The sequence below is a fragment of the Streptomyces sp. NPDC055506 genome, from assembly GCF_053643595.1.
The window spans coordinates 1-25,554 of the sequence record NZ_JBSHKH010000121.1 but is presented as its reverse complement, the minus strand read 5'-3'; the positions used below and the strand labels follow the sequence as shown (position 1 = coordinate 25,554).

At 69.3% G+C, this 25,554-nt stretch carries 24 protein-coding genes and 2 pseudogenes; 11 read left to right on the top strand and 15 right to left on the bottom strand.

The window, feature by feature from the left end:
- Positions 1–681: 681 nt before the first annotated feature.
- A pseudogene (locus tag ACWIF2_RS32485) lies at positions 682–1,027 on the top strand (cation transporter); the annotation flags it as partial.
- Between the two features lie 61 nt (positions 1,028–1,088).
- Here the strand turns inward: ACWIF2_RS32485 and ACWIF2_RS32480 are convergent.
- Positions 1,089–1,466: a VOC family protein gene (locus ACWIF2_RS32480; protein WP_454364477.1), complete on the bottom strand. Its 378-nt coding sequence runs from the start codon at positions 1,464–1,466 to the stop codon at positions 1,089–1,091.
- A complete protein-coding gene (locus tag ACWIF2_RS32475; RefSeq protein ID WP_454364476.1) occupies positions 1,463–2,245 on the bottom strand; it encodes an arsenate reductase/protein-tyrosine-phosphatase family protein in 783 nt (260 codons plus the stop codon). Before ACWIF2_RS32475 ends, ACWIF2_RS32480 begins: the two co-directional genes overlap by 4 nt.
- An 80-nt stretch (positions 2,246–2,325) precedes the next feature.
- On the opposite strand from ACWIF2_RS32475, the gene ACWIF2_RS32470 reads away from it, so the two are divergent.
- On the top strand, positions 2,326–3,597 hold the full coding sequence (locus ACWIF2_RS32470; protein ID WP_454364475.1) for an APC family permease: 1,272 nt from the start codon (positions 2,326–2,328) through the stop codon (positions 3,595–3,597).
- A gap of 77 nt (positions 3,598–3,674) precedes the next feature.
- On the opposite strand, the gene ACWIF2_RS32465 is transcribed toward ACWIF2_RS32470, so the two are convergent.
- Positions 3,675–4,073, bottom strand: a complete 399-nt coding sequence (locus ACWIF2_RS32465) for a DUF6223 family protein (RefSeq protein ID WP_454364474.1) — start codon at positions 4,071–4,073, stop codon at positions 3,675–3,677.
- A gap of 232 nt (positions 4,074–4,305) precedes the next feature.
- On the opposite strand from ACWIF2_RS32465, the gene ACWIF2_RS32460 reads away from it, so the two are divergent.
- Complete coding sequence (locus tag ACWIF2_RS32460) at positions 4,306–5,433, top strand: sensor histidine kinase (RefSeq protein WP_454364473.1); 1,128 nt, start codon at positions 4,306–4,308, stop codon at positions 5,431–5,433.
- Positions 5,430–6,089 (top strand): response regulator, encoded by a 660-nt coding sequence (locus ACWIF2_RS32455; protein WP_454364472.1) that lies wholly within the window; start codon positions 5,430–5,432, stop codon positions 6,087–6,089. The genes ACWIF2_RS32460 and ACWIF2_RS32455 overlap by 4 nt, the downstream gene beginning before the upstream one ends.
- Positions 6,090–6,353: 264 nt before the next feature.
- On the opposite strand, the gene ACWIF2_RS32450 is transcribed toward ACWIF2_RS32455, so the two are convergent.
- A complete protein-coding gene (locus ACWIF2_RS32450; RefSeq protein WP_454364471.1) occupies positions 6,354–7,493 on the bottom strand; it encodes a PucR family transcriptional regulator in 1,140 nt (379 codons plus the stop codon).
- Positions 7,494–7,580: 87 nt separating this feature from the next.
- Between ACWIF2_RS32450 and ACWIF2_RS32445 the strand changes: the two genes are divergently transcribed.
- The 3 genes and pseudogenes from ACWIF2_RS32445 to ACWIF2_RS32435 all read left to right on the top strand — a co-directional run.
- Positions 7,581–8,642 carry a ferredoxin reductase gene (locus ACWIF2_RS32445; RefSeq protein ID WP_454364470.1) on the top strand — a complete coding sequence of 354 codons (1,062 nt, stop codon included), beginning with the start codon at positions 7,581–7,583 and terminating at the stop codon, positions 8,640–8,642.
- A 7-nt stretch (positions 8,643–8,649) separates the two neighbouring features.
- Entirely contained in the window at positions 8,650–9,768 is a 1,119-nt protein-coding gene (locus tag ACWIF2_RS32440) for a fatty acid desaturase family protein (protein ID WP_454364469.1), read from the top strand.
- Positions 9,765–9,827 (top strand): annotated as a pseudogene (locus ACWIF2_RS32435) (DUF6207 family protein); the annotation flags it as partial. The gene ACWIF2_RS32440 and the pseudogene ACWIF2_RS32435, both read left to right, overlap by 4 nt.
- A gap of 263 nt (positions 9,828–10,090) precedes the next feature.
- On the opposite strand, the gene ACWIF2_RS32430 reads toward ACWIF2_RS32435, so the two are convergent.
- Together ACWIF2_RS32430 and ACWIF2_RS32425 are read right to left on the bottom strand one after the other, a co-directional pair.
- Positions 10,091–10,837: a phosphotransferase family protein gene (locus tag ACWIF2_RS32430; protein WP_454364468.1), complete on the bottom strand. Its 747-nt coding sequence runs from the start codon at positions 10,835–10,837 to the stop codon at positions 10,091–10,093.
- Positions 10,838–10,942: 105 nt separating this feature from the next.
- Positions 10,943–11,659 carry a 2-phosphosulfolactate phosphatase gene (locus ACWIF2_RS32425; RefSeq protein ID WP_454364467.1) on the bottom strand — a complete coding sequence of 239 codons (717 nt, stop codon included), beginning with the start codon at positions 11,657–11,659 and terminating at the stop codon, positions 10,943–10,945.
- Positions 11,660–11,770: 111 nt separating this feature from the next.
- On the opposite strand from ACWIF2_RS32425, the gene ACWIF2_RS32420 reads away from it, so the two are divergent.
- From ACWIF2_RS32420 to ACWIF2_RS32410, 3 genes are all read left to right on the top strand, one after another.
- Positions 11,771–12,154, top strand: a complete 384-nt coding sequence (locus ACWIF2_RS32420; RefSeq protein ID WP_454364466.1) for a VOC family protein — start codon at positions 11,771–11,773, stop codon at positions 12,152–12,154.
- 97 nt (positions 12,155–12,251) lie between these two features.
- Positions 12,252–13,316: an LLM class flavin-dependent oxidoreductase gene (locus tag ACWIF2_RS32415; RefSeq protein WP_454364465.1), complete on the top strand. Its 1,065-nt coding sequence runs from the start codon at positions 12,252–12,254 to the stop codon at positions 13,314–13,316.
- A gap of 90 nt (positions 13,317–13,406) precedes the next feature.
- Positions 13,407–14,387 carry a phosphotransferase family protein gene (locus ACWIF2_RS32410; RefSeq protein ID WP_454364464.1) on the top strand — a complete coding sequence of 327 codons (981 nt, stop codon included), beginning with the start codon at positions 13,407–13,409 and terminating at the stop codon, positions 14,385–14,387.
- A gap of 60 nt (positions 14,388–14,447) precedes the next feature.
- Here ACWIF2_RS32410 and ACWIF2_RS32405 read toward each other — a convergent pair whose 3' ends face one another.
- The 4 genes from ACWIF2_RS32405 to ACWIF2_RS32390 all read right to left on the bottom strand — a co-directional run bounded on the left by ACWIF2_RS32405 (position 14,448) and on the right by ACWIF2_RS32390 (position 17,250).
- Complete coding sequence (locus tag ACWIF2_RS32405; RefSeq protein WP_454364463.1) at positions 14,448–15,317, bottom strand: NAD(P)H-binding protein; 870 nt, start codon at positions 15,315–15,317, stop codon at positions 14,448–14,450.
- A gap of 32 nt (positions 15,318–15,349) precedes the next feature.
- A complete protein-coding gene (locus tag ACWIF2_RS32400; protein ID WP_454364462.1) occupies positions 15,350–15,928 on the bottom strand; it encodes a TetR/AcrR family transcriptional regulator in 579 nt (192 codons plus the stop codon).
- 156 nt (positions 15,929–16,084) lie between these two features.
- Complete coding sequence (locus tag ACWIF2_RS32395) at positions 16,085–16,663, bottom strand: dihydrofolate reductase family protein (RefSeq protein WP_454364461.1); 579 nt, start codon at positions 16,661–16,663, stop codon at positions 16,085–16,087.
- A 95-nt stretch (positions 16,664–16,758) separates the two neighbouring features.
- A complete protein-coding gene (locus ACWIF2_RS32390) occupies positions 16,759–17,250 on the bottom strand; it encodes a GtrA family protein (RefSeq protein WP_454364460.1) in 492 nt (163 codons plus the stop codon).
- 279 nt (positions 17,251–17,529) lie between these two features.
- Here ACWIF2_RS32390 and ACWIF2_RS32385 point away from each other — a divergent pair, with 279 nt between their 5' ends.
- Entirely contained in the window at positions 17,530–18,012 is a 483-nt protein-coding gene (locus ACWIF2_RS32385; RefSeq protein WP_454364459.1) for an ester cyclase, read from the top strand.
- Between the two features lie 42 nt (positions 18,013–18,054).
- Here the strand turns inward: ACWIF2_RS32385 and ACWIF2_RS32380 are convergent, their stop codons facing one another.
- The 5 genes from ACWIF2_RS32380 to ACWIF2_RS32360 all read right to left on the bottom strand — a co-directional run.
- Entirely contained in the window at positions 18,055–18,798 is a 744-nt protein-coding gene (locus tag ACWIF2_RS32380; RefSeq protein ID WP_454364458.1) for a VOC family protein, read from the bottom strand.
- Positions 18,799–18,944: 146 nt separating this feature from the next.
- Positions 18,945–19,502, bottom strand: coding sequence for a telomere-protecting terminal protein Tpg (tpg, locus tag ACWIF2_RS32375; RefSeq protein ID WP_454364457.1), 558 nt, complete (start codon positions 19,500–19,502; stop codon positions 18,945–18,947).
- Between the two features lie 3 nt (positions 19,503–19,505).
- Positions 19,506–21,632, bottom strand: a complete 2,127-nt coding sequence (tap, locus tag ACWIF2_RS32370) for a telomere-associated protein Tap (protein ID WP_454364456.1) — start codon at positions 21,630–21,632, stop codon at positions 19,506–19,508.
- A gap of 69 nt (positions 21,633–21,701) precedes the next feature.
- Complete coding sequence (locus ACWIF2_RS32365) at positions 21,702–22,310, bottom strand: response regulator (protein WP_454364455.1); 609 nt, start codon at positions 22,308–22,310, stop codon at positions 21,702–21,704.
- A partial coding sequence (locus tag ACWIF2_RS32360; RefSeq protein WP_454364454.1) for a HAMP domain-containing protein occupies positions 22,307–25,554 on the bottom strand: 3,248 nt, incomplete at its 5' end. The genes ACWIF2_RS32365 and ACWIF2_RS32360, both read right to left, overlap by 4 nt.

Genomic DNA, 25,554 nt, shown 5'->3' with positions numbered 1-25,554 from the left:
CATAAGAGGTGGCTTCGGGCGCCGCCTGGGGTGTCCTTGTAGAAGTTGGCGACCACGCCCTTGACGAGTCATCATCGCTCGATTCAGCGATGGCCCGAACTCGGTGGTTTGTTGTCGTCCGTCTTCCGATGCCGAACGCCGGGTTCATGTCCTCCGTTGCAGTTCGCCACCGGGGTGGGCTCAGTTCATGGTCTGGGGTCGGGGGGCTTCTCCGGAGCTCACGAGTGACAGCAGTGCGTAGGCGGCGGCGCCGACGAGGGAGGCGGAGAAGATGGCGGCGAGCGCAGCCGGAGCGACGCGTGCGTCGGGCAGACCATGACCGACGAGGCCTGGGCCGAACAGCGAACCGCCGCTGATGCCTAGATGCCCCCGACCACCCGACCACCAGCGCGAGACCGGTGAGGGTACGAGGCGCCAACTCTCCATCGGATGGCGGCAGGTAGTGTGCCGGGGGAAGGGCGCGCAGCCACAGCCACAGCCCCAGCCACAGCCCCTGCGGCAGAGCAGGGTGGAGGATCAGGGGCCGGTATGTGTCCGGTCCTGGCAGGGGGAAGACGCGGGGGGCAGCGCCGAAGACGACGCCGGGCACTGTGCAGCACCAGGCGCCGGGCGAGGTCGCCGTGCAGGGCGCCGTTGCGGGGGTAGCGCCACAGGGCGCCGGGGCCGGCGACGACGTTGAACAACTCCGCACGCGAGGCGCGGGAGAAGACCAGCTCTGCGGATCACCGCCCTTTCGTTCTTCGCGCTCACCGCGTACGTCGGCGTCGACGCGGTCCGGGCGCTGACCGGCACCGGTGAGGCCGAACGCTTCATCCCCGACATCGTCATCGCCGCGCTGTCTCTGGCCGTGATGCCGTTGCTGTCCGCCGCACAGCGCAAAGCGGGACGCGAACTCGGCTCCGCCAGCACGGTCGCCGACTCCAAGCAGACCCTGCTGTGCACCTACCTCTCCGCCGTCCTCCTGGTCGGTCTGGTCCTCAACGCCATCCTCGGCTGGTACTGGGCCGACCCCCTCGCCGCCCTCGTCAAGTGATTGGCAACTCCGGTGCTGACGTAGCTCGCTTGCGGCGAGTGTGAACGCGCTTCTCTCAGCGGGCGGGTTCGAATAGTTCGATGAGGTTGCCGGCGGGGTCGGTGAGCAGGATCTGGCGCCCGCCAGGGCCCGACACCACGTCGCTGAGGAAGGTGAGTCCGGCGCTACGCAGCCGGTCGATTTCGGTGTCGAGGTTCTCGACGATCAGGTGGATGCGGTTGCCCCCGGCGCCGAGGTCGCTGGGGGTGGCGCGAGCACCGGAAGTGGCCGGGCCGGACAGCAGCAGCCGTAGCGGCCCGCGTGTCACGTCGGCGAAGGCGGGGGCGGGGTGGCTGCGCAGGGTGAAGCCCAGGTGGGTGGTGTAGAAGTCGATGGCCGCCTGGACGTCGTCGACGAGGTACCGGACGCTGGCGTACTGGTCGGGGGTGGTCACGGCTGAACCTCCTGTGGCGTGCGGATGAGCAGCGGCAGCAGGTAGCTGATGCGGGTGTTGATCTCTGCTGTCGTGCGGACGAATGCGGGGTAGCCGACCGGGCCGGGGCCAGTGGCTGCGGCGGGGTCGGGGATGCTCCAGTGGACCAGCCGAGGATGGTCGCCGAAGTCGGGGCAGACCTCGCGGACCTTGTCGCACAAGCTGATCACGTAGTCGAACCGACGGCCGGCCAGGGTGTCCAGGTGACGTGGACGCTGCCCCGCGATGTCGATGCCGTGCTGCTCACGCAGAGCCTGTACGGCGTCGGAATGGACGCCGGATTTGGGGTGACTGCCGGCGCTGGTCACCTCCACCCAGCCGTTCGTGCGGAAGTGCAGCAGTGCCTCGGCGATCGGTGAGCGGGCGCTGTTGCCGGTGCAGGCGAACAGGACGGCGGGTCGTCTCGCCGGTGCCGGCGGGGGCGGTGGAGGTGGAGTGAGGGCGAACCCCAGCGCCGGGTGCAGGGCGGTGCCGGCGCTGGCGAGCGCGTGGGCGCATTGCGCGAGGTCCAGGTGGTAGTAGCTGTCGCGGGCGTCGAAGCTGCTGCGGCGGGCGGTGACCAGACCGCCGCCGCGCAGCAGCCGCAGATGGTAGGAGACCAGGTTTTGCGGCTGGCCGACCCGCTCCACCAGCTCACGAACCCGGTAGTCACTCGCGGCCAGCTCGGTCAGCAGCTTCCACCGCAGCGGGTGGGCGGCCAGCTGCACGAACGCCGGGCCGGCGGGATCCGAGGGCCTCATGAAGCCAAAATACATCAACCCAAATTGATGTACCTTACGGTCGGAGCCCGACGCTCACCGCCGGAAGACGGAGGCACGTCATGAGTCAGCCCGCCCAGACCGAGTCACCTCAGCTCCAGCGGCGGCTCGGCGTCGGCGACGCCGTCCTCATCGGACTGGGCTCGATGATCGGTGCGGGCATCTTCGCGGCACTCGCCCCGGCCGCCCGCGCGGCCGGCTCCGGCCTGCTGGTCGCTCTGGCGGTGGCCGCGGTGGTGGCCTACTGCAACGCCACCTCCTCCGCCCGCCTGGCCGCCCGCTATCCCGCCTCCGGCGGCACCTATGTCTACGGCCGCGAACGCCTCGGCGACTTCTGGGGCTATCTGGCCGGCTGGGCCTTCGTCATCGGCAAGACCGCCTCCTGCGCGGCGATGGCGCTGACCGTCGGCTCGTACGTATGGCCCGGTCAGGCCCACACGGTGGCGGTAGCCGCAGTGGTCGCGCTGACCGCCGTGAACTACGTCGGGATTCAGAAGTCCGCCTGGCTGACCCGGGCGATCGTCGCCGTCGCGCTGGCAGTGCTGGTAGCGGTCGTGGTTACCGGCCTCACCTCGTCGACAGCGGACGCGGGCCGGCTGGAGGTCGGCTCCGATGCCACCGCCACCGGCGTACTGCAGGCCGCGGGCCTGCTGTTCTTCGCCTTCGCCGGGTACGCCCGCATCGCCACCCTCGGCGAGGAGGTCCGCGATCCCGCGCGCACCATCCTCCGCGCCATCCCACTCGCCCTCGGCCTCACCCTGATCGTTTACGCGGCTGTGGCGCTCGCCGTCCTGACAGCGCTCGGCCCTCGCGCCCTGGCGGAGGCGACAGCGCCGCTGTCGGAAGCGGTGCGGGCCGCGGGGGCCGCCTGGCTGGCGCCCGTCGTGCGGATCGGGGCGGCGGTCGCCGCGCTGGGCTCCCTGCTCGCCCTGATCCTGGGCGTCTCCCGCACCACCCTGGCGATGGCCCGCGACCGGCACCTTCCCCACGTCCTGGCCGCCGTTCATCCGCGCTACAAGGTTCCGCACCAGGCTGAACTGCTGGTGGGCGCCGTCGTCGCGACGCTCGCCGCCACCACCGACGTACGCGGCGCGATCGGCTTCTCCTCCTTCGGCGTCCTCGTCTACTACGCCGTCGCCAACGCCTCCGCCTGGACACTCACGCCGGACGAGAACCGCCCGCCCCGCATCATCCCCGCGGTCGGCTTGGCCGGCTGCCTGCTGCTGGCTTTCACCCTGCCCGCCGCTTCCGTCGCATGGGGCGTCGCGGCCCTGGCCGTCGGCATCGCCGCCTACGGCATACGCCGGGCCATCACCGCCCGCCGGGCATCCTGAACCGCTCACCTGCACGGCTGGGGTGTCGCCCCGAACGCACAAGTTCGGGTGGACCGTCAGGGTAGGCCCGGCGGTGCTTATGAGGTGGACCCGAACTCCCGGTCGCGTCCGACGCGGTCTGCGCTTCGCTCGGTGCGTCGGGAGTGGGTGAGAGCGCGCCGGCCGAGGGCCAGGGCGATCAGCCCCATAGGGATGGCCGCGATGGCTCCCACCATCCCGTTGCCGGTGCCGGGACCACCGCTGGAGGTGGCCAGATGCAGCACCGCGAGGGCCGTACCGACCAGGCCGGCCGCCATGGCTGCCATGGCGCCGGTGCGCGCGTTGCCGGTGCGGATTCGGCCGGCGGCGCGGGCCAGGGCCAGCCGGCCGATGGCCATACCGATCAGTCCCACCCCGAGGGCCAGGTTGGCCCCCGTCCGCCCGTCTCCGATGATTCCGCCTTCGGCGGCCACAGTCAGGACCTCTGTTGCACTCATGCCGCTCTCTTCCTTCTTGTGCGGGGAGTTCAGCGTGTTTCGCTGGGCCTTGAGCGTGCCTGCCGACCGCACCGGTGGTCGTCCGGCGGGTGCGGTCTCTTCGGACTGCCGTCGATATGGCAGTCGGCTGCTACGCCTGTGGCAGATGGCGGGCGAGTACTGCGGGTGCGGTAGCCGGTCGCTCGTCCGTGGGCGGGACTCGCCCGCAATGGCGTCCGGCTAGGGTGCGCGCATGGACACAGGGCGTTTTCGTGTCCCGGCCGGTGCCATGGACTGGGCGATCGCCGTCAGCGTGGCGGCTCTGCTGCTGGGAACGGGGTTGTCCGGGCAGCACCCGGCCGGGGAGCGTGAGCTGGTCGGCGCCGCGCTGCTGGCGGCGGGCGGTCTGGCGCTGGTCGCGCGTCGTAGGGCTCCGATGGTTGTGCTGGCTGTCACCGGGCTGTGCGCGGTGGGGTATGAGGCGGCGGGTTTTGAGGTGCTCGCCGTCTCGTATCTGGTGGCGGTGTACGGCGCCGTGCGGGCCGGGCACCGAGCCGTGACGGTGGCGGTATCCGTGTCCCTGCTCCTCGTCCTCCCTCTTACGGCGCTGGTCTTCCGTGACGGGCCGGCGCGCGAGGCGTTCGGGCAGGCCCGGAACGTACTGGAAATCGCCTGGCTGATCGCCGCCTTCGCTGCCGGGGAGGCGCTGCGGCAGGCCGAGCGTCGGGCGGAGGAGGCCGAACGAACCCGGGAAGAGACCGCCCGGCGCCGAGCTGACGAGGAGCGGCTGCACATCGCGCGGGAGCTGCACGATTCCCTCACCCACCAGATTTCGATCATCAAGGTGCAGTCCGAGGTCGCCGTCCATGTCGCCCGCAGGCGCGGCGAGCAGGTGCCCGAGACGCTGCTGGCGATCCAGACGGCCGGGCGGGAGGCGACCCGGGAACTGCGCGCGACTCTGGAAGCTTTGCGCGACGACGACACGAGCCCGCCGCAGAGCCTCGAACACCTACCGGAACTGGTGGAGCGGGCGCGTTCGATGGGCCTGGACGCGACGCTGACGATCGAAGGACAACGGCACGACGTGCCGGCCGCGCTGGGCCGGACCGCCTACCGCATCGTTCAGGAAGCACTCACCAACACCGCCCGGCACGCCTGTGCCACCACCGCGACGGTCCGGATCGAATACCGGCCCGACGCCCTTGCCGTCCAGGTGGACGACGACGGCAAGGCCACCCCCGACGACGCCCCGGCCCCCGGTCTCGGACTGCTCGGCATGCGCGAACGCGTCACCGCTCTTGGAGGCGTGCTGCACGCCCAGCCGCGCACCGGGCACGGTTTCACCGTCCAGGCCCACCTCCCTGTGGAACGAGCATCATGATCCGTGTCCTGCTGGTCGACGACCAGCCGCTCATCCGCAGCGGCTTCCGCGCGCTGCTCGACCTCGAGGACGACATCGAGGTGGTGGCCGAAGCCGCCGATGGCGAAGAGGGGTTGGTGCTCATCAAGGAGCATCTGCCCGACGTCGCGCTCGTCGACATCCGGATGCCGGTCATGGACGGCATCGAGGCGACCCGGCGCATCGCCGCGGACCCGGCCCTGGCCGGCGTGCATGTCGTCATGCTGACCAACTACGGCATGGACGAGTACGTCTTCGACGCGCTGCGCGCCGGCGCCGCCGGGTTCCTGGTCAAGGACATCGTGCCGGAGGACCTGCTGCACGCCGTGCGGGTGGCCGCCCGCGGTGACGCTCTGCTCGCCCCCTCCATCACCCGCAAACTGATCCACCGGTACGTCACCCAGCCACTCCCCAGCACCAGTGCCGCACTGGAGGAGTTGACCAGCCGCGAACGCGAGGCGGTCGCTCTGGCCGCACGGGGCCTTTCCAACGACCAGATCGCCGATCAGATGGTGATCAGCCCCATGACCGCGAAGACCCACATCAACCGGGCCATGACCAAACTCCACGTCCGCGACCGAGCCCAACTCGTCGTCCTCGCCTACGAATCCGGCCTGGTCGCTCCGGGCAACGGCTGATAGCCGGGCAGCAGTTCCCCGACTTCGCGGTGTCAGAGCCGATTGTGCCGCCGACCACATCACCACCACGGTGCACTGCGCTCGACGGGGTTTCCGGGGATCCCGTATCGCTCGGTTGCGGCCGCAGAACCACGGTGGTCCCCGGCGCGAGCGGCCGGCCCACCAGCTACTCGATGAGCGCGTCGACGAGCGTGCCGGTGCACATCGTCCACCGGATTCAGTCGAGCCGTATTCGGACGCGCTCATGGACGGTCGAAGTACGCGTCAGCCGGCCCGAAGACCGACCGCCAGCGTCAGTTCAAGGACCCGGTGTGGCGATGCGAGATCCGGAAACAGCTCCCGCAGCTGCGACATCCGGTATCGGACTGTCTGGGGATGGACGAACAACGCCGCCGCCACCTCGTCCCGTCTGCCCTGGTGCAGCAGCCACTCCCGCAACGTCTCCTCCAGCCGCCGTGCGGTCCCGCCGGGCAAGGTCCGCAACGGCGCGAGGGCTCGGGCCCGCAGGTCCGCGAGCGCGTCCGCGTCGGCGCTCAGCACCAGCTCGGGCAGGTGCTCCTCGGTGTCGCGAATATCGGAGGAGAGGGAGCGCGCGCGTACGGCTCGTGCGTACGAGGCGGACGCACGAGTCCACGGCCGGGCCGGGCCGGCCACGGCGGTGCGGTCGGTGAGCTGCCGCAGGAGATGTGATCGGTCGGCATCGGGGACGAGCAGCACACCGGTGGCGTCCGGCAGATCGTCGAGGACGAGGGTGCTCGCATCGAGCGTGCGGTAGGCAGGCCGGGCCTGGGCGGCGGGCAGCAGGACCGCGGTCAGTGAAACCGGAGGCTGCCACCCGGCTCGTTGCGCAGAGGCCAGCAGCACATCCGGGCTCGCACCGGCGAGGAGGTCGCGGGCCAGGTGTTCCAGGTGGAGCTCGTGGGCCCTGCCCCGGGCGGCCAGTTCGTCGGCGTGGCCCGCGGCGCTCGCGGCGGAGAGCTCGTCGATGTAGGCGAAGGTCAGCTCGGCGAACTTGGCGACCTCGGCGGCGGGCAGACCCGCGGGTACGGCACCCGCTGCCAGGCATCGCCAGGCCACGCGGGCGCCGACGCGGTAGGCGCTGAGCAGGGCGTCCATCGAACGGCCGTCGCGCACCTCGCCGCGGCCCAGCTCGTAGGCTGCGTCACCGGCGTCGCCGCCCGTGGCGTTCCCGCTCGCGAGGTCCAGGTAGTGCCCCAGGGCGGTACGGACGGCTCGGCGGATGGTGGCGCCCATGTGGCCCGAAAGGGCGTTGGCGTAGGGAGGGACCTCGTCGATGATCGCCTGGACGACCTCGTCGGCGGTGGTCTTCAGCGCCGCCCGAAGTGCGGTGACCGTCGTCTCATCCAGGGCCAGTTCGCTGGCCCTCCGTATGGCATGACTCACGTCTTTGTTCCCTGCGAACAATTAAGCCGACCAGATTCACATCCTGCGGTCAGGACTTTACGCCCTGAGGCGCAGCAAGCTGAAGTCATGACGAGTACAGCCCTGCGCAGCAGGGCGTGGAAACTGCTGGAGATGGTCACGACGCCGCTGCTGCCGTCGGACTACCTCGACCTGGTCAGTCCGCTGCGTGCGGGCGCTGACCTGCGTGGGCGCATCGAGGCCGTGCACCCCGAGACGGGTGACGCCGCGACCATCGTGATCAGGCCGGGACGGGGCTGGCGCGGCCACACGGCCGGGCAGTACGTGCGGATCGGGGTCGATGTCGACGGGGTGCGCCTGTGGCGTGCCTACTCCCTCACCTCGCCGACCAACCGCCCGGACGGCCGCGTCACGATCACCGTGAAGGCGATCCCGGACGGCAAGGTCAGCAACCACCTGGTTCGCAGGGCCAAACCGGGCACGCTGATCCAGCTCGACCAGGCGACCGGTGACTTCGTGCTGCCGCAGGCCAAGCCCGCCAAGGTGCTCTACCTGACGGCCGGCAGCGGTATCACGCCCGTGATGGGCATGCTGCGTGACACCGAGTTCGACGACGTCGTCATGGTCCACTGCGCGCCACAGCCGCACGACGTGATCTTCCGCAACGAACTGCACGACCTGGTCGCGGACAAGAAGCTGCGGCTCACCGAGGTGCACACCGACACGGACGGCATGCTCGACATCGCCCGTCTCGACGAACTCGTGCCCGACTGGGCCGAGCGCGAGACCTGGGCCTGCGGGCCCGCCGGCCTGCTCGACGCCGCCGAAAAGCACTGGTCCGGACACGGCGTACCAGAGCGCCTGCACACCGAACGCTTCCGCCCCGGCATCGCCGTCGCCGGCGACGGCAACGGTGGCGAGGTGACGTTCAGCGCCACCGGCAAGACCGTCGAAGCGGACGGCACCACGCCACTGCTGGACATCGGCGAGGAGGCCGGCGTGCTCATGCCCTCCGGTTGCCGCATGGGCATCTGCTTCGGCTGCGTCACGCCGCTCAAGGCGGGCGCCGTCCGCGATCTGCGCACCGGTGAGATCACCGAGGCCGAGCCGGGCGTCCTCATCCAGACCTGCGTGTCCGCCGCGGCGGGCCCCTGCGACATCGAACGGTAGGAACAGCTTGACCGCCATCGACCCCACCGCCCACCTGTCCGCGGAGCAGATCGAGGAGCTCGGCCGCGAGCTGGACGCGATCCGTGACGAGGTGATCGCCGGCCGCGGCGAGAAGGACGCAGCCTACATCCGCAAGGTCATCTCGGCGCAGCGCAAGCTCGAGCTGGTCAGCCGGGGTGTGCTGCTGTTCTCGTTCTTCCCGCCCGCGTGGATCATCGGCACCGCCGGTCTGTCGGTGGCGAAGATCATGGACAACATGGAGATCGGCCACAACATCCTGCACGGCCAGTGGGACTGGATGCGGGACCCGAAGATCCACTCCACCACCTGGGAATGGGATCACGTCTCGCCGGCCGACCAGTGGAAGCACTCGCACAACGAGCTGCACCACACGTACACGAACGTGATCGGCAAGGACAACGACCTCGGCTACGGCATCATGCGCGTCGACGAGGACCAGAAGTGGCACCCGTTCCACCTCGGCCAGCCGCTGTGGAACTTCATCAACGCCTGCTTCTTTGAGTACGGCATCGCGGCGTACGACCTGGAACTCGGCAAGAACCTGCACAAGCGCCGCCGCAACAACCCGGAGTTCCGCGCGCGGGCCAAGGACGTGGGCCGCAAGATCCGCAAGCAGGTGCTCAAGGACTACGTGATCCACCCGCTGCTGTCGGGCCCGTCGTTCCTCACCACGCTCGCCGCCACGTTCACCGCCAACCTGGTCCGCAACCTCTGGACCCACTCGGTGATCATGTGCGGGCACTTCCCCGAGGGCGTGCAGGTCTTCGAGCGCCGGTCGATCAAGGGCGAGACGCGCGGCCAGTGGTACCTGCGCCAGATGATGGGCTCGGCGAACATCAGCGGCAGCAAGGCCATGCACTTCATGACCGGCAACCTGTCGCACCAGATCGAGCACCACCTGTTCCCGGACCTGCCGAGCAACCGGTACGCCGAGGTCGCGGTGAAGGTACGCGCGCTGTTCGAGAAGTACGAGCTGGAGTACGTCACCGGGCCGCTGCCCAAGCAGGTGTTCTCCGCGTGGCGCAAGGTCGTCCGGCTCTCGCTGCCGAACAAGAAGCCCAAGGTCAAAACGCCGGACCGCGAGCAGGAGCTCGTCGCGGCCTGATAGACCGTACGACACGGGATCCGGGGCAGCCAGGTGTACGACTGCGCTGCTACCCGGACGTGCTGCCAGTAGGCCGCGAGCAGGAGCGGACGGTCCTCCGAGGGCAGCGACAAGGGGCGTCCCGGGCGCCGCTGGTCGTCGCGCTCAGGCGGTCATGGCTGTCGGGCGGATATCCGGCAGAGCAGTCGCCCCCTCCCAGAGCCTCACGCGCGCCGCTGGAACGATGGTTGCCGGACGGTCCGCAGGCGACAACATGCACGCCGCAGGGGTTGCCTGCCCGATGCCGTCAGAACGCACCCACAGCGTTCGAGGCCGCATCGCCTCACAGCCGGGATCTCAGCACGTCGACCTCACAGCCCGGCGCGAACGGGTCGAAGCCGTGCTCGACCAGCCAGCGAATCCCCAGCAGGCTTCGCAACGACCACCACGCACGGATCACGTCGAGGTCGACGTCGGTGCCATAGCCGGCTACGACATCGCCGAGTTGCTCCTCGTGTCCGAGCGTCAAAGTGGCGAGGTCGGACAGGGCATCGCCCTGGCCCGCCTCGGACCAGTCGATGATGCCGGTGATCTCGCCGCCGTCGACGAACACGTGAGCGATCTGGAGGTCGCCGTGTGTGAACACCGGAGTCCACGGCCGGAGTGCTGCCTCGGCGACCTGGCGGTTGCGGGTCACCAGGTCGGAGGGAAGGACGCCGTTCGTCACGAGCCACTCGCACTCGGCGTCGAGATCCGCCGCGAACTCGTCGATGCCCCTGCCGCTCCGGCCGGACCAGGGCGGCAACGGCGCGTCGTGCAGCTTCCGGATGGCGGCGCCCGCCTTGGCCCACGCCGCCGGCGAGGCGGCAGACGGCTCACCGAGGCGGCCGAGCGCCGTCCCCGGGACCGCGGCGATCGCCAGCACGGGCGGCTTGCGCGACAGGATCTCCGGGGTCGGGACCGGCGCCAAGGCCATCGCCTCGACCTCCACATCGACGCGCGCCTGATCGGCATCCACCTTCAGGAACACATCGCCGACGCGCAGGGTCGCGCGCTCGGAATGGGCGACGACGACCTCGACCTCATCCATGACGACCAGTATCCTGGGATGACCATCGCCAACGCCGGTTCTACCGCGTGCGATTGAGCGGCCGACCACGTCCCGCTACCGGCGGCTGCGTGCACTCCCTGATCCCTAGCCGCTGAGCCGCACTTCAGCGCCGCCCGGGTCCCCCGGCGGAGTCCGGAGTGGCCGTAGCACTGCCATCCCTTCCTCGAGACCGACCTTCATGGCGAAGTCGAACCGGTCGACCTCCGAGCACAACTCCACATCCATGGGGTGAGCGCCGCGGCGTCGCCCGCTGCGCAGGTCGTCCGCGGCCGGAGAGGTGCGGGCATGGTGAACATAGGGACCGGGGTCGACACGATCCCCGGCCAGGAGCCGGTCCAAGTACTCGGCGCAGGCCAGATCCTCGGCGGCACGGCCGTCCTCGCCGGTGGCGACGAACGTCACCGTGTCGGCGTCGGCATCCATAAGCGCTCGGGCCGTCGCGCCAGCCACGGCGAAACTGGCGCACAACGCCAGTTTCGCCTCGACAACTGCCAGGGCCCCGACCGTTCCCGCGGTGGTCTTTTGAATCAGGGTGCGGCCCGCCAAGTCGGCTTCCTGGAGCAGGCCAGGGGAGTTGACCAGGTCGAACCCGCTGACCGGTGCCCCGTCCTTGAGCGCGAGCCAACCCGGGTGACCTGCCTTGATCTCCAGTGCCTCGCCCTCGTCGGCAGCGAGAACGATCTTGTCTGCCCCGCGGTGGAACGCCCATGCGGCGGTGGTGAACGCCCGCATCACATCGATCACAACAGCTACCTGTTCGGTGCCGTCCACGTCGGGAATTCCGACTACGCGCGAGTCCATGCCGGGATGGTTGCAGCCCGCTGAAGCGGTCCACAAGGCAGTTAACGATCTTCGGCGACTAATCTCAATTACAGTGGCGGGCAGGGCCGCCGATCCGACATGATCGCGCGCATGCCTTCTACAGTGACGAACATTGCGATCGACTGTGCGAACGCCTACCAGCTGGCGCGGTTCTGGAGCGATGTGACCGGACAACCGCTGGATCCCGAGGACAAACCGGGTGACGACGAGACCGAGATCATGCTGCCCGGCGGCCCGGCCTTGCACTTCAACGAGGTTCCAGAGCCGAAGTCGACCAAGAACAGGCTCCATCTGTGCCTGCGCCCGGACACCTCACGGGAAGCAGAAGTCGAGCGGCTGCTGAAGTTGGGCGCCTCCCTGGTCGCCGACCATCGCAAGCCCGACGGCTGGGGCTGGGTCGTTCTCGCCGACCCGGAAGGCAACGAGTTCTGCGTACTGCTGGCCGAATCCGAGCGGGCGGCATTGTCCTCGTGACGGTGTGAATGTGGGGCTGCGCCGCATTCCAGCGGGGGCGGCAGGACACTGACGATGGCAGCAAGTTCGCTTCCATCCGCATACCTTGGAGGTTGTGATGCGTGGAGGGATCGTCGTCAGCGCGCACCCCGGGGTGGAGGACCTCGCCGTGCGGGCCGAGGAGTTGGGCTTGCACAGCTTCTGGGTCAACGACACCCCGATGGTCCACGGCGATCCCTTCGTCGCGTTGAGCCTGTGCGCGAAGGCCACCAGCCGCATCAGGCTCGGCATCGGCGTGACCTCACCGGCGCTGCGCTCGGCTGCGGCCGCCGCGAGCGGGCTCGCCAGCCTCAACGCCCTGGCACCGGGCCGGATCATCTGCGGCGTCGGCACCGGGAACACCGCCCGGCGCACCCTGGGCATGCGGCCGACCACAGCGGTCAGGGTGGAGCACTTCACCGCCGCACTGCAGGATTTGTGCGCCGGGCGCTCGACCGAGTACCGCGAAGGTGACCGGGTCCGCGACATCCGGTTCCTGCACACCGGGGCGCACGTGAACACCGTCGACCCGATCGAGTTCGTCATGGCCGCGCTCGGGCCGCAGGCTGCCGCCGTCGCAGGCCGCCGCGGCACCGGCCTCATCTCCTTCGGCCTGCTGGACCCCACCGCCTGGCACGCTCTGCACGACGCCCGCCGCCGCGCCGCCCAAGACACGCCCCGCGACCCAGACTCCCCCACGGACTCCTACCTGGTCACCTCGCTCTACGTACTCGACGAGGACGAGGACCCCCACGGCGAGGCGCCCCGTGACGCGACCGGCCACCTCGTCCTGTCGCTGCTGGCCTTCGCCGCCGACACAGCAGCCGAAAATCCTGCCTTCGCCGAGCAACTCAGCCCTGAGGAACGCGAGGCGGTGCGGCGGCTCCTCGACCGGCGCGGCACCACCGCCACCGCGCCGGACCGGCACACCAAGCTCTATCCCAACTACCTCGGACGCATCGCACCGCAGGACCGGGATCTGGTTCTGCCCTCGCTGATGAACACCCTGGCCCTGGTCGGCACCCGCGACGACCTCCTCGCCCGCATCGCCACCCTGGAACAGGCCGGCATCGACGAACTCCTCATCCAGCCGGTGATCGACCCGCCGACCGAGATGGCCCAGCTCGCGAAACTCCTCACCTGAGCACAATTCGTTCGGCTTTGAACGATGACTCGCGTAGCGTGCCCCAGTCATCGAGGCGGAAGGCGGGTTCTGAGCGTGGCGCCCAAGAACGTGACGCGGGAGCAGTTGGCGGGTGCGGCGCGGGCCGCGCTGGGTGGCGGGCGGCGGCTGGAGGTGGTCGAGCGGCTCGCTGGCGGCACCACGAAGGGCGTCTACCGGCTGACGATGGACGATGCCATGACGGCGATCGCCTACCTGTGGGAGGACTCCGAGAACTACTGGCCGGTCACTGAGCACGATGGCGACCTCGCCGACCCGTTCTCCCCCGGCATCGGGCTCGACCTGTTCGAGGCGGCGCACGCGCGGCTGGAGGCAGTGGGCCTTCGGGTTCTCAAGATCCACCTGGTCGACCGTGACCGCGTCCACTGTCCGGCCGACCTCGCGATCGTGGAGGACGTGCCCGGCGAGAACCTGATGGACTTGCGCCATCGCGACCCGCGCGGCGCGGAGCCGGTCATGAAGCGCCTCGCGGAGAGCCTGGCGAAGATGCGCGATCACCGGGCGCCGGCCTTCGGCAAGGTGGCCCTGATCGACGCGGGCGGCACGTCACGTTCGGTCTCGTGCGAGCAGGCAGCGCTCGCCTTCGCGCTGCGCTGCCTCGCCGAGGCTGCCGCGCGCGACCGCAGGATCGCCGACGCCCGCGATCAGCTGGAGGAGCGGCTGCGTCAGCTGACCGCGGTGGTACGGCCGCGTGCCGAGTACTCCGTCGTCCATGGCGAGCTGGGCCTGGACCACGTCATGGTCGACCGGGACGGCCAGCCCGTCGTGATCGACATCGAGAATCTGCTGTACTTCGACGTCGAGTGGGAGCACGTGTTCCTACGCCTCCGCCATACCGACAGCCAATATCAGCAGTTGGCGGTGGACGGCCTCGACGAGGACCGCCTCGCGCTCTACAAACTCACCCAGCATCTGTCGCTGACAGCGGGCCCGCTGCGCCTGCTCGACGGGGACTTCCCCGACCGGGAGTTCATGCAAGGGATCGCCGAGCACCACCTGAACGAGGCGCTGGCACTGGTTCCGGCGAGTTGAAGCTGCGACCGCGGCCGAGCCGGGGCGGGGCAAAGCGCAGGGAAGAGCACTGACAAGCCGTCAGGAGCGGAACTCCTCGGCGTGGTCCCGGGCCCATTGCGCGAAGGTGCGGGCGGGACGACCGGTGACGGCTTCCGCCGTCGGAATGGGACCCAGGGACGAGAGGTCGAACCCTTCGGCCGATGACGGGTCCGGCTCATCACCGCCGTAGTCCTCGAATCCGAGGAGGAAGTCGGCGTTCTCCGCCGCGAAGCCACCCTGCTCGCGATAGATCCCGCGGGCCTCCTGCGGAGTCACCGTCTCGAAACGGATCTCCTCACCCATCGCCTCGGCGATGAGCTCCACCTGGCGGCGGTGCGTGAGGAGTTCGGGCCCGTTGAGGGTGTATGCCTGCCCCGAGTGGCCCTCCTCGGTCAGGGCGAGGCAGGCCACATCGGCGATGTCCCGCTCATGTACCGGGAACCACGCGGCCTCCGGGAACGGGTCACGTACCAGGCGCTCCGCACGGATCGGCGGCCCCCACAGGGCCAGTTTGTTCATGGCGAACTCGCCCGGGCGCACATGCGTCCACTCCAGCCCCGACGCCTCCACCGCCTGCTCCACCGGCAGGTGGAATTCGGTGTCGAAGCCGCTGGTGACCGCTCCGGAGGAGAGCACCACTATGCGGTGCACGCCCGACGCCTTCGCCAGGCCGACCACCTCCTCGGCTGCGGCCGCCACAGGGAACAGGAAGAGCGCGTCGACGCCCTCAAAGGCGCCCGTCAGCGTCTGTGGACGGGCGAGATCGCCCTCGTGGACCCGGACCTCTCGCGGAAACGCCCCGGTCTTTGCCCTGCGGGTCAATGCCCGCACGTCATGCTTCATCTCCACGAGTCGCCGCACAATGTTCCACCCGACTTGGCCGGCCGCCCCCGTCACCAGGATCGTCATCGTTCACCTTTCGTCTCGTTTCGTCCCGCACGTCAGGTGTCGCGAGCCCCGATGCCGTTCTCCAGCGTGCGGATGACCCATGCGGAGGCGCCATGGCGCGGCAGAGTCCCCCCGCTGACCGCCATGCAGCCCGCGCACACGTGAGCCCACAGCACATGCTCGATCCACTCGACGCTCACTTCCGCGTCCAGGAGCCCCTCGGTCTGCCCTCGCCTGATCAGCCGCCCCATCTCCCTGGCCGCTGGATCGGGGTCGCTTCGCGCGGCGACGGACCGGGTGATCCGTGGGTCGCCGTACAGGAACAACACGTGATCGCCGACGTCGAGCATCGCGACCACCAGCCGGCGCAGCGCCTGCAGTGGCGGGCCCTGCTCGATGCGGGCCTCCTGCAATGACTCGTGGAGCCGCTGGAGGGAGTTCTCCACGACCGCCGAGACGAGCATCTCCCGGTCCGGGAAGTACCGCTGGAGGGTGCTGCGCCCGACATCCGCCGCCGCCGCGATGTCCGCCAGAGTGGCATCACACCGACGGGACAGCACGGACGCCGCAGCTTCGAGGATCACCCGTCGCGTACGGCCGCGGACTCCCGACTCGCGCATACTGCTGACCATGACCGCACCGTAGCGGCTGCCGCCCCGCAACTGGCAAGTACCACCTCTTTATGGTGCGTTGACGCCCCATTTCTGTAGACGTCGCTGTTCGCAGGAAGAGCCGCAATTCCACTGCTGGTCCTGCCACGACGCCCCCTGAACACCTGGCCCAAGGATTCAGGCATGCAGGGTGGGCCGGTAGATGAGTTCCTGGATGTGGCCGTCGAGCGTCCGGTGCTCGATCAGTTCGAGGTCGAAGTCGGCTGCGCCCCGGAAGATCGGGTCCAGCCCGGTCCGGCCGGTGATCACAGGGAAGAGCGTCACCTGGACGCGGTCGACCAGGCCGGCGGACATCAGCGCCCGGTTCATCGACAGGCTGCCGTGCGAGCGCAACGGCACCTCGGACTCCTCCTTGAGCCGGGCTACCACGTCGACGGCATCACCGCTCACGACGTTCGCGTCCGGCCAGTCGAGGGCTCCCTTCAGCGTGGTCGACACGACCGTTGCCGGCAGGCTCCTCATCCGTGTCACCCATGGGTCACGCACATCGGATTCCTCGGTGCTCGAGGCCAGCATCCGCGCGAACGCCCGATAGGTGTTGGCCCCGAAGACCATCCGCTGTTGCTCTCCGTACAGGGCGAGGCGGTGGTCGAGAAGCTCGGGGCCCTGCTTGCCCCAGTAGCCGGTCCAGTCGCCACCGGCGGCACCGAAGCCGTCGAGGCTGGAGAAGACGTCGAACGTGTAGGAAGCGGTCATGATGCTCTCCTCGAGTCGAGTCCGATTTGATCACGTGCTGGAGATAGAGACCGGCAACCACGGCGAGACTCATCGCGCCTGGACTCCTGGAAGCGTCAGAGTGTTGCGGCGTGGGCCACGGTCATGCGCACGGGACGGGCGGCGCGGGCGGCGGGCGCGACCGGTGCGTGGTTCCGCGCGAAGACGAGCAGGCGCAGCACCGCGAACCGCGCCACACCGGCGAGCGCGCAGGCGGACAGATAGACGACCTGCTCGAGCACCGCACCGGGCGCAGCCACCCACTGGTGCAAGACCAGCATCGCCACGCACGTCATCGCGTACGCGGCCGCCGCGGACCCGGCCGACTGCGCATGCTCGCTCCACGTCGCGCGCCGGCCGGCGCCGAAGGTGAAGCGGGCGTGCAACTCCGTTGCGATGAGCGTGGAAACTGCGGTGATCAGGGCGTTGGCCAGAACCCACGGGATCCAGGAGGCGAGCGCCGCCACGGCGAAGCTGGAGGCGAGCCCCACTCCGCCGCCGCAGAGTACGAAGCGGCCGAACGCGGTGAAGACGCTGGGTGCCGCCTGTTGTCGGCTCTGCGCTGCCATGATCCAACCCCCTTGACCCGGCCAGCCGGCCTTCCCCCTTGTTTCCTGATGCGTAAACGCTACGTTGCGTTCACTGGATTGGCAACGCACTCACTAGCCATCGTTGCTTTTTATGCAGCGTGTTGCCTCAATTTCGTTGCAATGGATTGAAGGTGAATGCTCTGCCGGGACACCGCCATTGCGCGGGGGTCGGGTCCGCTTCTGACGGGGACCGGCTGGGCCAGGCTCGAACGGCTCAAGCTCGCTTCCCTTGTCGAAACTGGAGGTGTCCACCGTCAAGTGAGGAACGACATGTACGACACCATCGGCGAGCGCAACATCGCCACCGCCAAGCAGCTGCTCGAGGAAGCCATGCCCAATCTCGACTGGGACCTCATGCGCTCGCTGGTCACCCCGGACGCCCCGATCACGCGGGCGGGCTTCGCCGACCTCTACGCAGCCACCGGCGACGGCATCCCCCGGAGCGGCAACTTCATCGAGTGGCTGGAATTGGGCTGGAGGAAGCTCTCCGAAGGGCTCAGCGACAAGACCTCGCGGGCGCAGGACGTGGTCGCCTCCGGGAACACCGTGATCATGAAGTTCCACATGACCGCGCTGCACTCCGGCACTTTCGCCGGTGCCCCGGCCACCGGTCGGCGCGTCGAGTGGGACGAGATCACGGTGCTGCACTTCAACGACCAGGGCAAGATCACCGACATGTGGTACATGTGCCAGGAACTGGGCCTCGCCCAGCAGATCGGCTACCGGATACAGCCGGCCTGAGCCCTACATCTGGGTGTCTTCAGGTGTCGTCAGGGCCCCGTGTCAGGACGAGCCCAGGACGCAGAACTCGTGGCCTTCCGGGTCGGCCAGGCACGTCCATGGGACGTCGCCCTGGCCGAGGTCGAGGTCGGTGGCGCCGAGTGCGCGCAGCCGGGCCACCTCCGCTGCCTTGTCGTCACCGGGGTACGGCAGCAGGTCGATGTGAACGCGGTCCGGCACGGTCTTCACGCCGGGTGTGCGGAGGAACTCGAGGTACGGGCCGACCCCCTTGGCCGAGCGCAGTACCGCATGGTCGTCGGTCACCTCGTGCAGGGTCCAGTCCGTCGCCTCACCCCAGAACCGGGCCATGGCCCGCGGATCCACGCAGTCGACCACCACCGCCGCGATCGGCCCGGTGTCCCGGTAGACCTCCCGAGGTTCCAGCACACAGAACTCGTTGCCCTCCGGGTCGGCGAGGACCGTCCACGGGACGTCGGCCTGCCCCACGTCGGCGGGCGTCGCACCGAGAGCCTGGAGGCGCGCGACCAACTCCGCCTGATGGGCCGGAGAGGTGGTGGCGAGATCGAGGTGCGCGCGGTTCTTCGTCGTCGATTTGGGTTCCGGGACGGTGACGACGTCGACGCAGACGGCGACCGGGTCCGGCCAGACGTAGCCGCCGACGGGTTCGACGTTGGTCACGCCGGGTCCCTCGCTGGAAACACCCCAGCCGAGCGCCTCCGCCCAGAACCGGCCGACGGCCGAGTCGTCGAGGGCCTTCATGTTCACGTTGACAGGTCGCAGTGCCATGCCGGAGATCCTATGCACCCACTCGCATACGACCATGCGGTTCATTTCCGAACAGCGGCTCGACGAACGGCATCCTTGCCCACAACAACGGCGTTCGGCCGGCACCTGAACGACTCCGGCCAGAGCCCGTGTTTGCGGGGACCGCGTCAGTAGTCGAGGTCCAGGTAGTCGATGTCGTTGATGGCGACGTCCGACAGGCCCGTCGCGCGGACTCCGCCGTCCTGGAAGTACACGTCCTTGAAGCCGTCGGCGATGATCTGCCGCATCTGCTGGTCGCTGGCACCGGCGTCGCGAGCGTCGAACAGGCGGCCGGCGTACTCCGGTGGGAGGTGGACGGTGAGGCGGCGGAAGCGGCCGTCGTCGGTTGTGCCGACCGGCGCGGTGTAGCCGAACCGTGCCCTCGTCTCCACCGTGATGCCGCCCGTGGTGGCGGCCTGTCGTCGGCGGCGCTTGCGTACCTGCGGCTGCCAGCGGGCCCGTACCGCTTCGTCGATCTTCGCGGCGACGTCGACGCGGGGATGCTTGCGGGCGCCACGCCGGTAGCGGTTCACGGAGTCGGCGGTGACACCGATCTCCTGGGCGACGGCCTTCGCGCTGCCCAACTGCCGGATCAGATAGCCGATCTGGGCCTTCAGGGTCTTGGGCGGCTCACGGGTGAAGGACTCCCGGTCGGCACGTTCGATCGCGTCCTCGATCTCCCTCACCGGCTACTCCCCTTCTTCCAGGACGGCGTCGCCGCCCTTGATGTGGCGGGCGGGGTTGTAGCCCGCTTCCATCAGGTCGACGGCCCAGGACATCTCCTGGACGCCTTCGAACTTCGCCAGGCCCGGGGTGGGCCCGAGCCGGAAGGTGCCGGGGATGGGCTTGCCGGACGTGCTGTAGGGGAGGATGTCGATCGGCGAGCGGGACGGCGAGGGGTAGACGACACAGTCGGACAGCACGGCGAGCGGGTACAGGCCCGTCATCCGGGCCATGTTGAGCAGCTTGCGGTGCATGTTGACCCGGGCCTTGGAGATGACCGCGGCACGGATGTCCGGGCGCCAGGTCGGGCGCTCCATGGCCGGCCACGCATCACCATCCCGGTAGCCCTTGCCCTGGGGGCGCTCGCGGAGCTTGCCGACTCCGCCCTTCACCGTGGCCTTGATGGCGGCGAGCACGGCGGCCAGGGCCGGGTCAGTGTCCTTGTGCCGCTCCATCGCCGCCAGGAAGGCGCGGTCGTCCAGGTCCCGGGTGACACCGAGGTCGGCCATGGTGTCGACGTACGCGGTCCGCAGCCGGTCGTGCCACGGGTCCAGGTAGGCGCCGGTCTCCCGCCGCAGGTACGCCTCCAGCGGCTGGACGTTGTGGCCGAGTTCCTGGGCGTAGGCGACGGTGTGGGTCTGATACCAAGCCGGGCCGGTAGGAGGGTTGCCGGACGGCGTGAACGGGCTGGGCAGACGCGGGTCGAGCTCGATGTGGGAGAGGTCGACCAGCCAGGAGCCCGGAATCTTCGGGTTGAACTTCGGGGTGTGGAAGTGGTCCGGGGCGGACAGCCCCACGACCAGGCGGGAGGCGGAGGCGAGGAAGGCGGTGTTCAGGTCGAGCCCGAGTGCCCAGGGCAGGGACACCTCGTCCCCGGTGAGCAGGTTGACGTCGCGCACCCACTGGTAGGCCTCCTCGTCGAGGAAGCCGCCCTTCCAGTCGTGGTGCACGACCAGGGGATGTTCGGGGACGCATTCCGGCGGGGCCGGGTCGATCGGTTCCGTTCCGAGCGAGCCGGGGTTGTGGCCCGAACTCCACTGGCCGGTCGTACGGTCCTGCACCGCGCGCGTGGGCGGGCGCAGCGCTGTCATCAGTTCCAGTCCCGAGACGGCCGTCGAACCGCGCGGGGTGAGGACCCGCTGGGCGTAGACGCCCAGGACGCGGGCGATGTCGGCGGGCGCCAGGTCCGCTACGCCGGGCCAGGATCGCTCGTCGAGGGCGTCCCAGGGCAGGACCGCGAGCTGCACGCACTGCCGCTGGTTGCCCTGGGCCGGGCGGTACACGCGGGCCCACGGGCCGAATCCGCGTTGGGTCAGCTTCCACTTCGCTCTGGCGAGCTGCTTGACGACCGGGTGGTCCTCCGCCAGCCGCAGGCCCCGGCGGTCCTCCAGCCGCTCGGGCAGTCCGAGCTTCACGGCGGCGGCCGCGGTGAGCACGATCAGCGGATCGGCGTCACGGCCGTTGCGGTGCAGTCTGGACGCGCCGAGCCCGGACTCGTGCAGCGTCCACTCCACCAGCTCCGGGACGGTGGAGGCGGGGCAGTCCAGCACGATCCCGTCCACGCCGTACGCGGAGCCGTCATCGTCCAGGACGGCGAGCGGGCCGTGCGGGAAGGCGGAGTCGACGGGGGGCTTCGTGGCGTTCTTCGCTGCCGGGCGCCGCGATGACGTCGCCGGGCGGGCGGCCGGACGGGCGGGGCGTTGGGGAGCAGGGCGTTGGGAGGCGGTCTCGACGGCGGGCGTCGCCACCGGCGCTGAGCTCTCCGGTTCGGGGGCGGCCGGGTCGGTGAGGGTCGCCGGCGTCTGCTGCTGCGGCGCGGCGGCCGGGGCCGTGGGGGCGCCGTGCGCGGGGAACTTCGCCGCCCAGCCGTTGAGCAGGCGCTGATACGCCTCCAGGCGGGGCGACTTCGGCTCGCTCCTGCCGTTCTCGTAGTTCTTCACCGTCTGCGTCGACGTCTTCAGCGCGAGAGCGAGACGGGCCTGGGTGATACCGGCGGCCTCACGCAGCCGGGCGCGTTCCGCCGGGGGCGGGAGCTGCGGCTCCTCTTCCAACAGCGCGTCGACGGACGCGAACAGCTCTTCCTCGGTGGCCATGCGGATCTCCCTTCGCACGGCCACACTAGCAACCCTTACCTCGCCATTTAACCTGCTTCTTTAACCCGATCAGGGGTTGACTCCGGGTGAGTGAGAGATGTCGCCCGGGAGGAGGGTTCCCACGGCGCGCTCCACCTCCGCGATGCGGTCGGCGAGTGCCGCCGTGTCGGGTTCGGCACCCGCTCTGTCGCGCAGGAGCAGCTCGATCTCGGTGAGCTGTCGGGTGATCTCGGTGAGCCGTCCGGTGTCCATGCCGGTCGCGCGCATCGCCAACTGGCGGTTCTTGCGGTGCAGATCGAGGAAGACGGTGACCTTGGTACGCAGTACCCAGGGGTCGACCGGTTTGGCGATGAAGTCCGCGGCGCCGATGGCGTACCCCCGGTAGGCGTAGTCGGCGCCGCCCTCGGTTCCGGTCACCAGGATGATGGGGACGTCCTTGGTCTGGTCGAGGCGCTTGATGTTGGCGGCGGTCTCGAAGCCGTCCATGCCGGGCATGCGGACGTCGAGGAGGACGACGGCGAACTCCTGGCGCAGCATGGCTTTCAGGGCTTGTTCTCCGGAGCGTGCGCGGACCAGGTGCTGGTGCAGTGGGCCGAGTACGGCTTCGAAGGCGATGAGGTTCTCCTCCATGTCGTCGACGATGAGGATGCTGGACGTGTTGGCCAGGTTGGTGTTCATCGCGCGTCCTCGGGCGGATCGTCGGCGGCGTCGTGAACGGGTGGCGGTTCGGGGTCGTCGACGGCGCCCGGGCCCTGTGCGGGTATCGAGGGGTCGTCGGGCGGGTCGAGCAGGTCGCAGATGGCGGAGAGCAGGCGGTCGATGTTGACCGGTTTGGGCACGTAGTCGTCGGCTCCGCTGTCGATCGCCTTGTCGCGGTCCTGGGGCATGGCCTTGGCGGTGAGGGCGATGATCGGCAGGTGGGCGAGACGGGGGGTGTCCCGGATGGTGCGGATGGTCTCATATCCGTCCATCTCGGGCATCATGATGTCCATCAGGACCAGGGAGAGGTCAGCCGCGCGTTCCAGGACTTCGAGGCCCTCCCGGCCGTTCTCCGCGTACCGCACGGTGATGCCGACTCGGCCCAGTGCGTGGGTGAGGGCGAAGACATTGCGGATGTCGTCGTCGACGATGAGGATGCGGCGGCCCGCCAGGACGCGGCCGGGTCGGCCACTGAGCCATTCCTTGAGCCGTGTGGTCTCCGGCCAGGTGTCCTCGCGGCCGTTGGCGGGTTCGGTGGTCTGGCTGCCCGTCAGATCGTCCGGCAACTGGTCCGGGGCCGGGGCGTCGGGCTGGAGGGTTTCCGCACTGTCGAGCATGTGCGCGGGTGAGGTGTCCCCGTCGTCGGCCGCCGGCGGCCCGGGCTCCGGTGGAAGGGCGGGCGCGGTGCCGGCGGTGCGGGGGTCGGCGGGGCCCTGTACCGCGGTGGCGCCGGGGTGGAGGGCGGGAATGTAGAGGGTGAAGCGCGAGCCCACCCCCGGCTCGCTCTCGGCGACGATCTTGCCGCCGAGCATTCCGGCGATCTCCCGGCTGATGGACAGACCGAGGCCGGTGCCGCCGTACTTGCGGTTGGTGGTGCCCTCGGACTGCTGGAACGCCTCGAAGATCATCGGAAGCTTCTCGGGGGGGATGCCGATCCCGGTGTCCTTCACGGAGAACGCGATGACGGCTTCGGCGTTACTGAGCGTCTCCTCGGTGAAGTGCATGCCCAGCACGCGGCTGACGCGCAGCTCCACATGGCCGTCGTGGGTGAATTTCACCGCGTTGGACAGCAGATTGCGCAGTACCTGCTGAAGGCGCTGCTCGTCCGAGTACAGCTCGCCCGGTACGTCCTTCTCGACCGCGATCTCGAAGCCCAGGCCGCGGTCGATGGTGAGCGGCCGGAAGGTCGCGTGGACGTAGTCGAGCAGCTTGATCAGGGGGAGCGTCTTGGGGCGCACGTCCATCCGCCCGGCCTCGATCTTCGACAGGTCGAGGATGTCGCTGATCAGCTGGAGCAGGTCCGAGCCGGAGCGGTAGATGGTGGTCGCGAACTGCACCTCCTGTTCGGCCAGGTGCCCGTCGGGGTTGTCGGCGAGCAGCCGGGCCAGGATCAGCAGGGAGTTCAGCGGCGTGCGCAGTTCGTGCGACATGTTCGCCAGGAACTCCGACTTGTACTGCGAGGCGGTCGCGAGCAGTGCGGCCTTCTCCTCGAGTTCGGCGTTGGAGCGCTGCAGTTCGTCGGACCGCTCGCGCAGTTCGGAGGTGAGCCGCTGGGACTCCGACAGCAGTGACTCCGTACGGGAGTTGGCGATGATCGTGTTGGTCGAGACGCCGATCGTGTTGACGAACTGGTCGATGAAGGCCAGGTGCACATCGTTGAACTTGCTGAGCGAGGCGAGCTCGATCACTCCGAGCACCTGGTCCTCGAAGAGGATGGGCAGGATGACGATGCTGGCCGGACGGGCGGTGCCGAGCCCGGAGTTGATGGTGATGTAGTCGGGCGGGACGTCCGTGATGAGGATGCGCTTCTTCTCCTGCGCGGCCTGTGCGATCAGCCCGCGGCCCGGGGTGCCGGTGCCCGGCAGCGGGCTGGCCCCACCTGCCTGGTCGGTGCCGTACCCGGCGATGAACTGCAGGCCCTCACCCGGCGGCGCCCCCGCCTCGGCCAGGAAGAACGCACCGAACTGTGCGTTCACCAGCGGAGTCAGCTCGCGCAGGATCAGGTCGGCGACCTCCACCAGGTCGCGGTGGCCCTGCATGAGCGCGGCCATGCGGGTCAGGTTCGACTCCAGCCAGTCCTTGGCGCGGGTGGTCTCGCGGAGGTTGGAGACCATGAGGTTGATGTTGTCCTTCAGCTCGGCGACCTCGCCCTGTGCCTCGACCGTGATGGCGCGGGACATGTCGCCCTGGGTGACCGCGCTGGCCACTTCCGCGATCGCCCGGACCTGGGTGGTGAGATTCAGCGCCAGCTCGTTGACGTTGGTGGTCAGCCGCTTCCACGTTCCGTAGACGCCCTCGACACGGGCCTGGCCGCCCAGCTGCCCCTCGCTGCCGACCTCCCGGGCGACGCGGGTGACCTCGGAGGAGAACGAGGAGAGCGTGTCGACCATCGTGTTGATGGTGGTCTTCAGCTCCAGGATCTCGCCGCGCGCGTCCACGTCGATCTTCTTCGACAGATCGCCCTGGGCGACGGCCGTGGCCACCTGGGCGATGTTGCGGACCTGCGAGGTCAGGTTGTAGGCCATGAAGTTGACGTTGTCCGTGAGGTCCTTCCACACGCCCGACGCCCCGCGGACCTGGGCCCGGCCCCCCAGGCGGCCCTCGGTTCCGACCTCGCGGGCGACCCGGGTGACCTCGTCGGCGAACGCCCGCAGCTGGTCGACCATGGTGTTCACGGTCTCCTTCAGCTGCAGGATCTCGCCGCGGGCGTCGACGGTGATCTTCTTCGACAGGTCGCCGTTGGCGACGGACGTCGTCACCTGGGCGATGTTGCGGACCTGCGAGGTCAGGTTCGACGCCATGAAGTTGACGTTGTCCGTCAGCTCCTCCCACACCCCCGACACCCCTCGGACCTGCGCCTGCCCGCCCAGATTGCCCTCGGTTCCGACCTCGCGGGCGACCCGGGTGACCTCGCCCGCGAACGCCGACAGCTGGTCGACCATCGTGTTGATCGTGGACTTGAGCTCCAGGATCTCGCCCTTGGCCTCCACCGTGATCGTCTTGCCCAGATCGCCCTGGGCGACTGCCGTCGCCACCTGGGCGATGTTGCGGACCTGCGAGGTCAGGTTGTCCGCCATGAAGTTCACGTTCTCGGTGAGGTCCTTCCACACCCCCGAGACCCCGCGGACCTGGGCCCGGCCCCCCAGCCGACCCTCGGTACCCACCTCACGGGCGACCCGGGTGACCTCGCCCGCGAACGCCGACAGCTGGTCGACCATCGTGT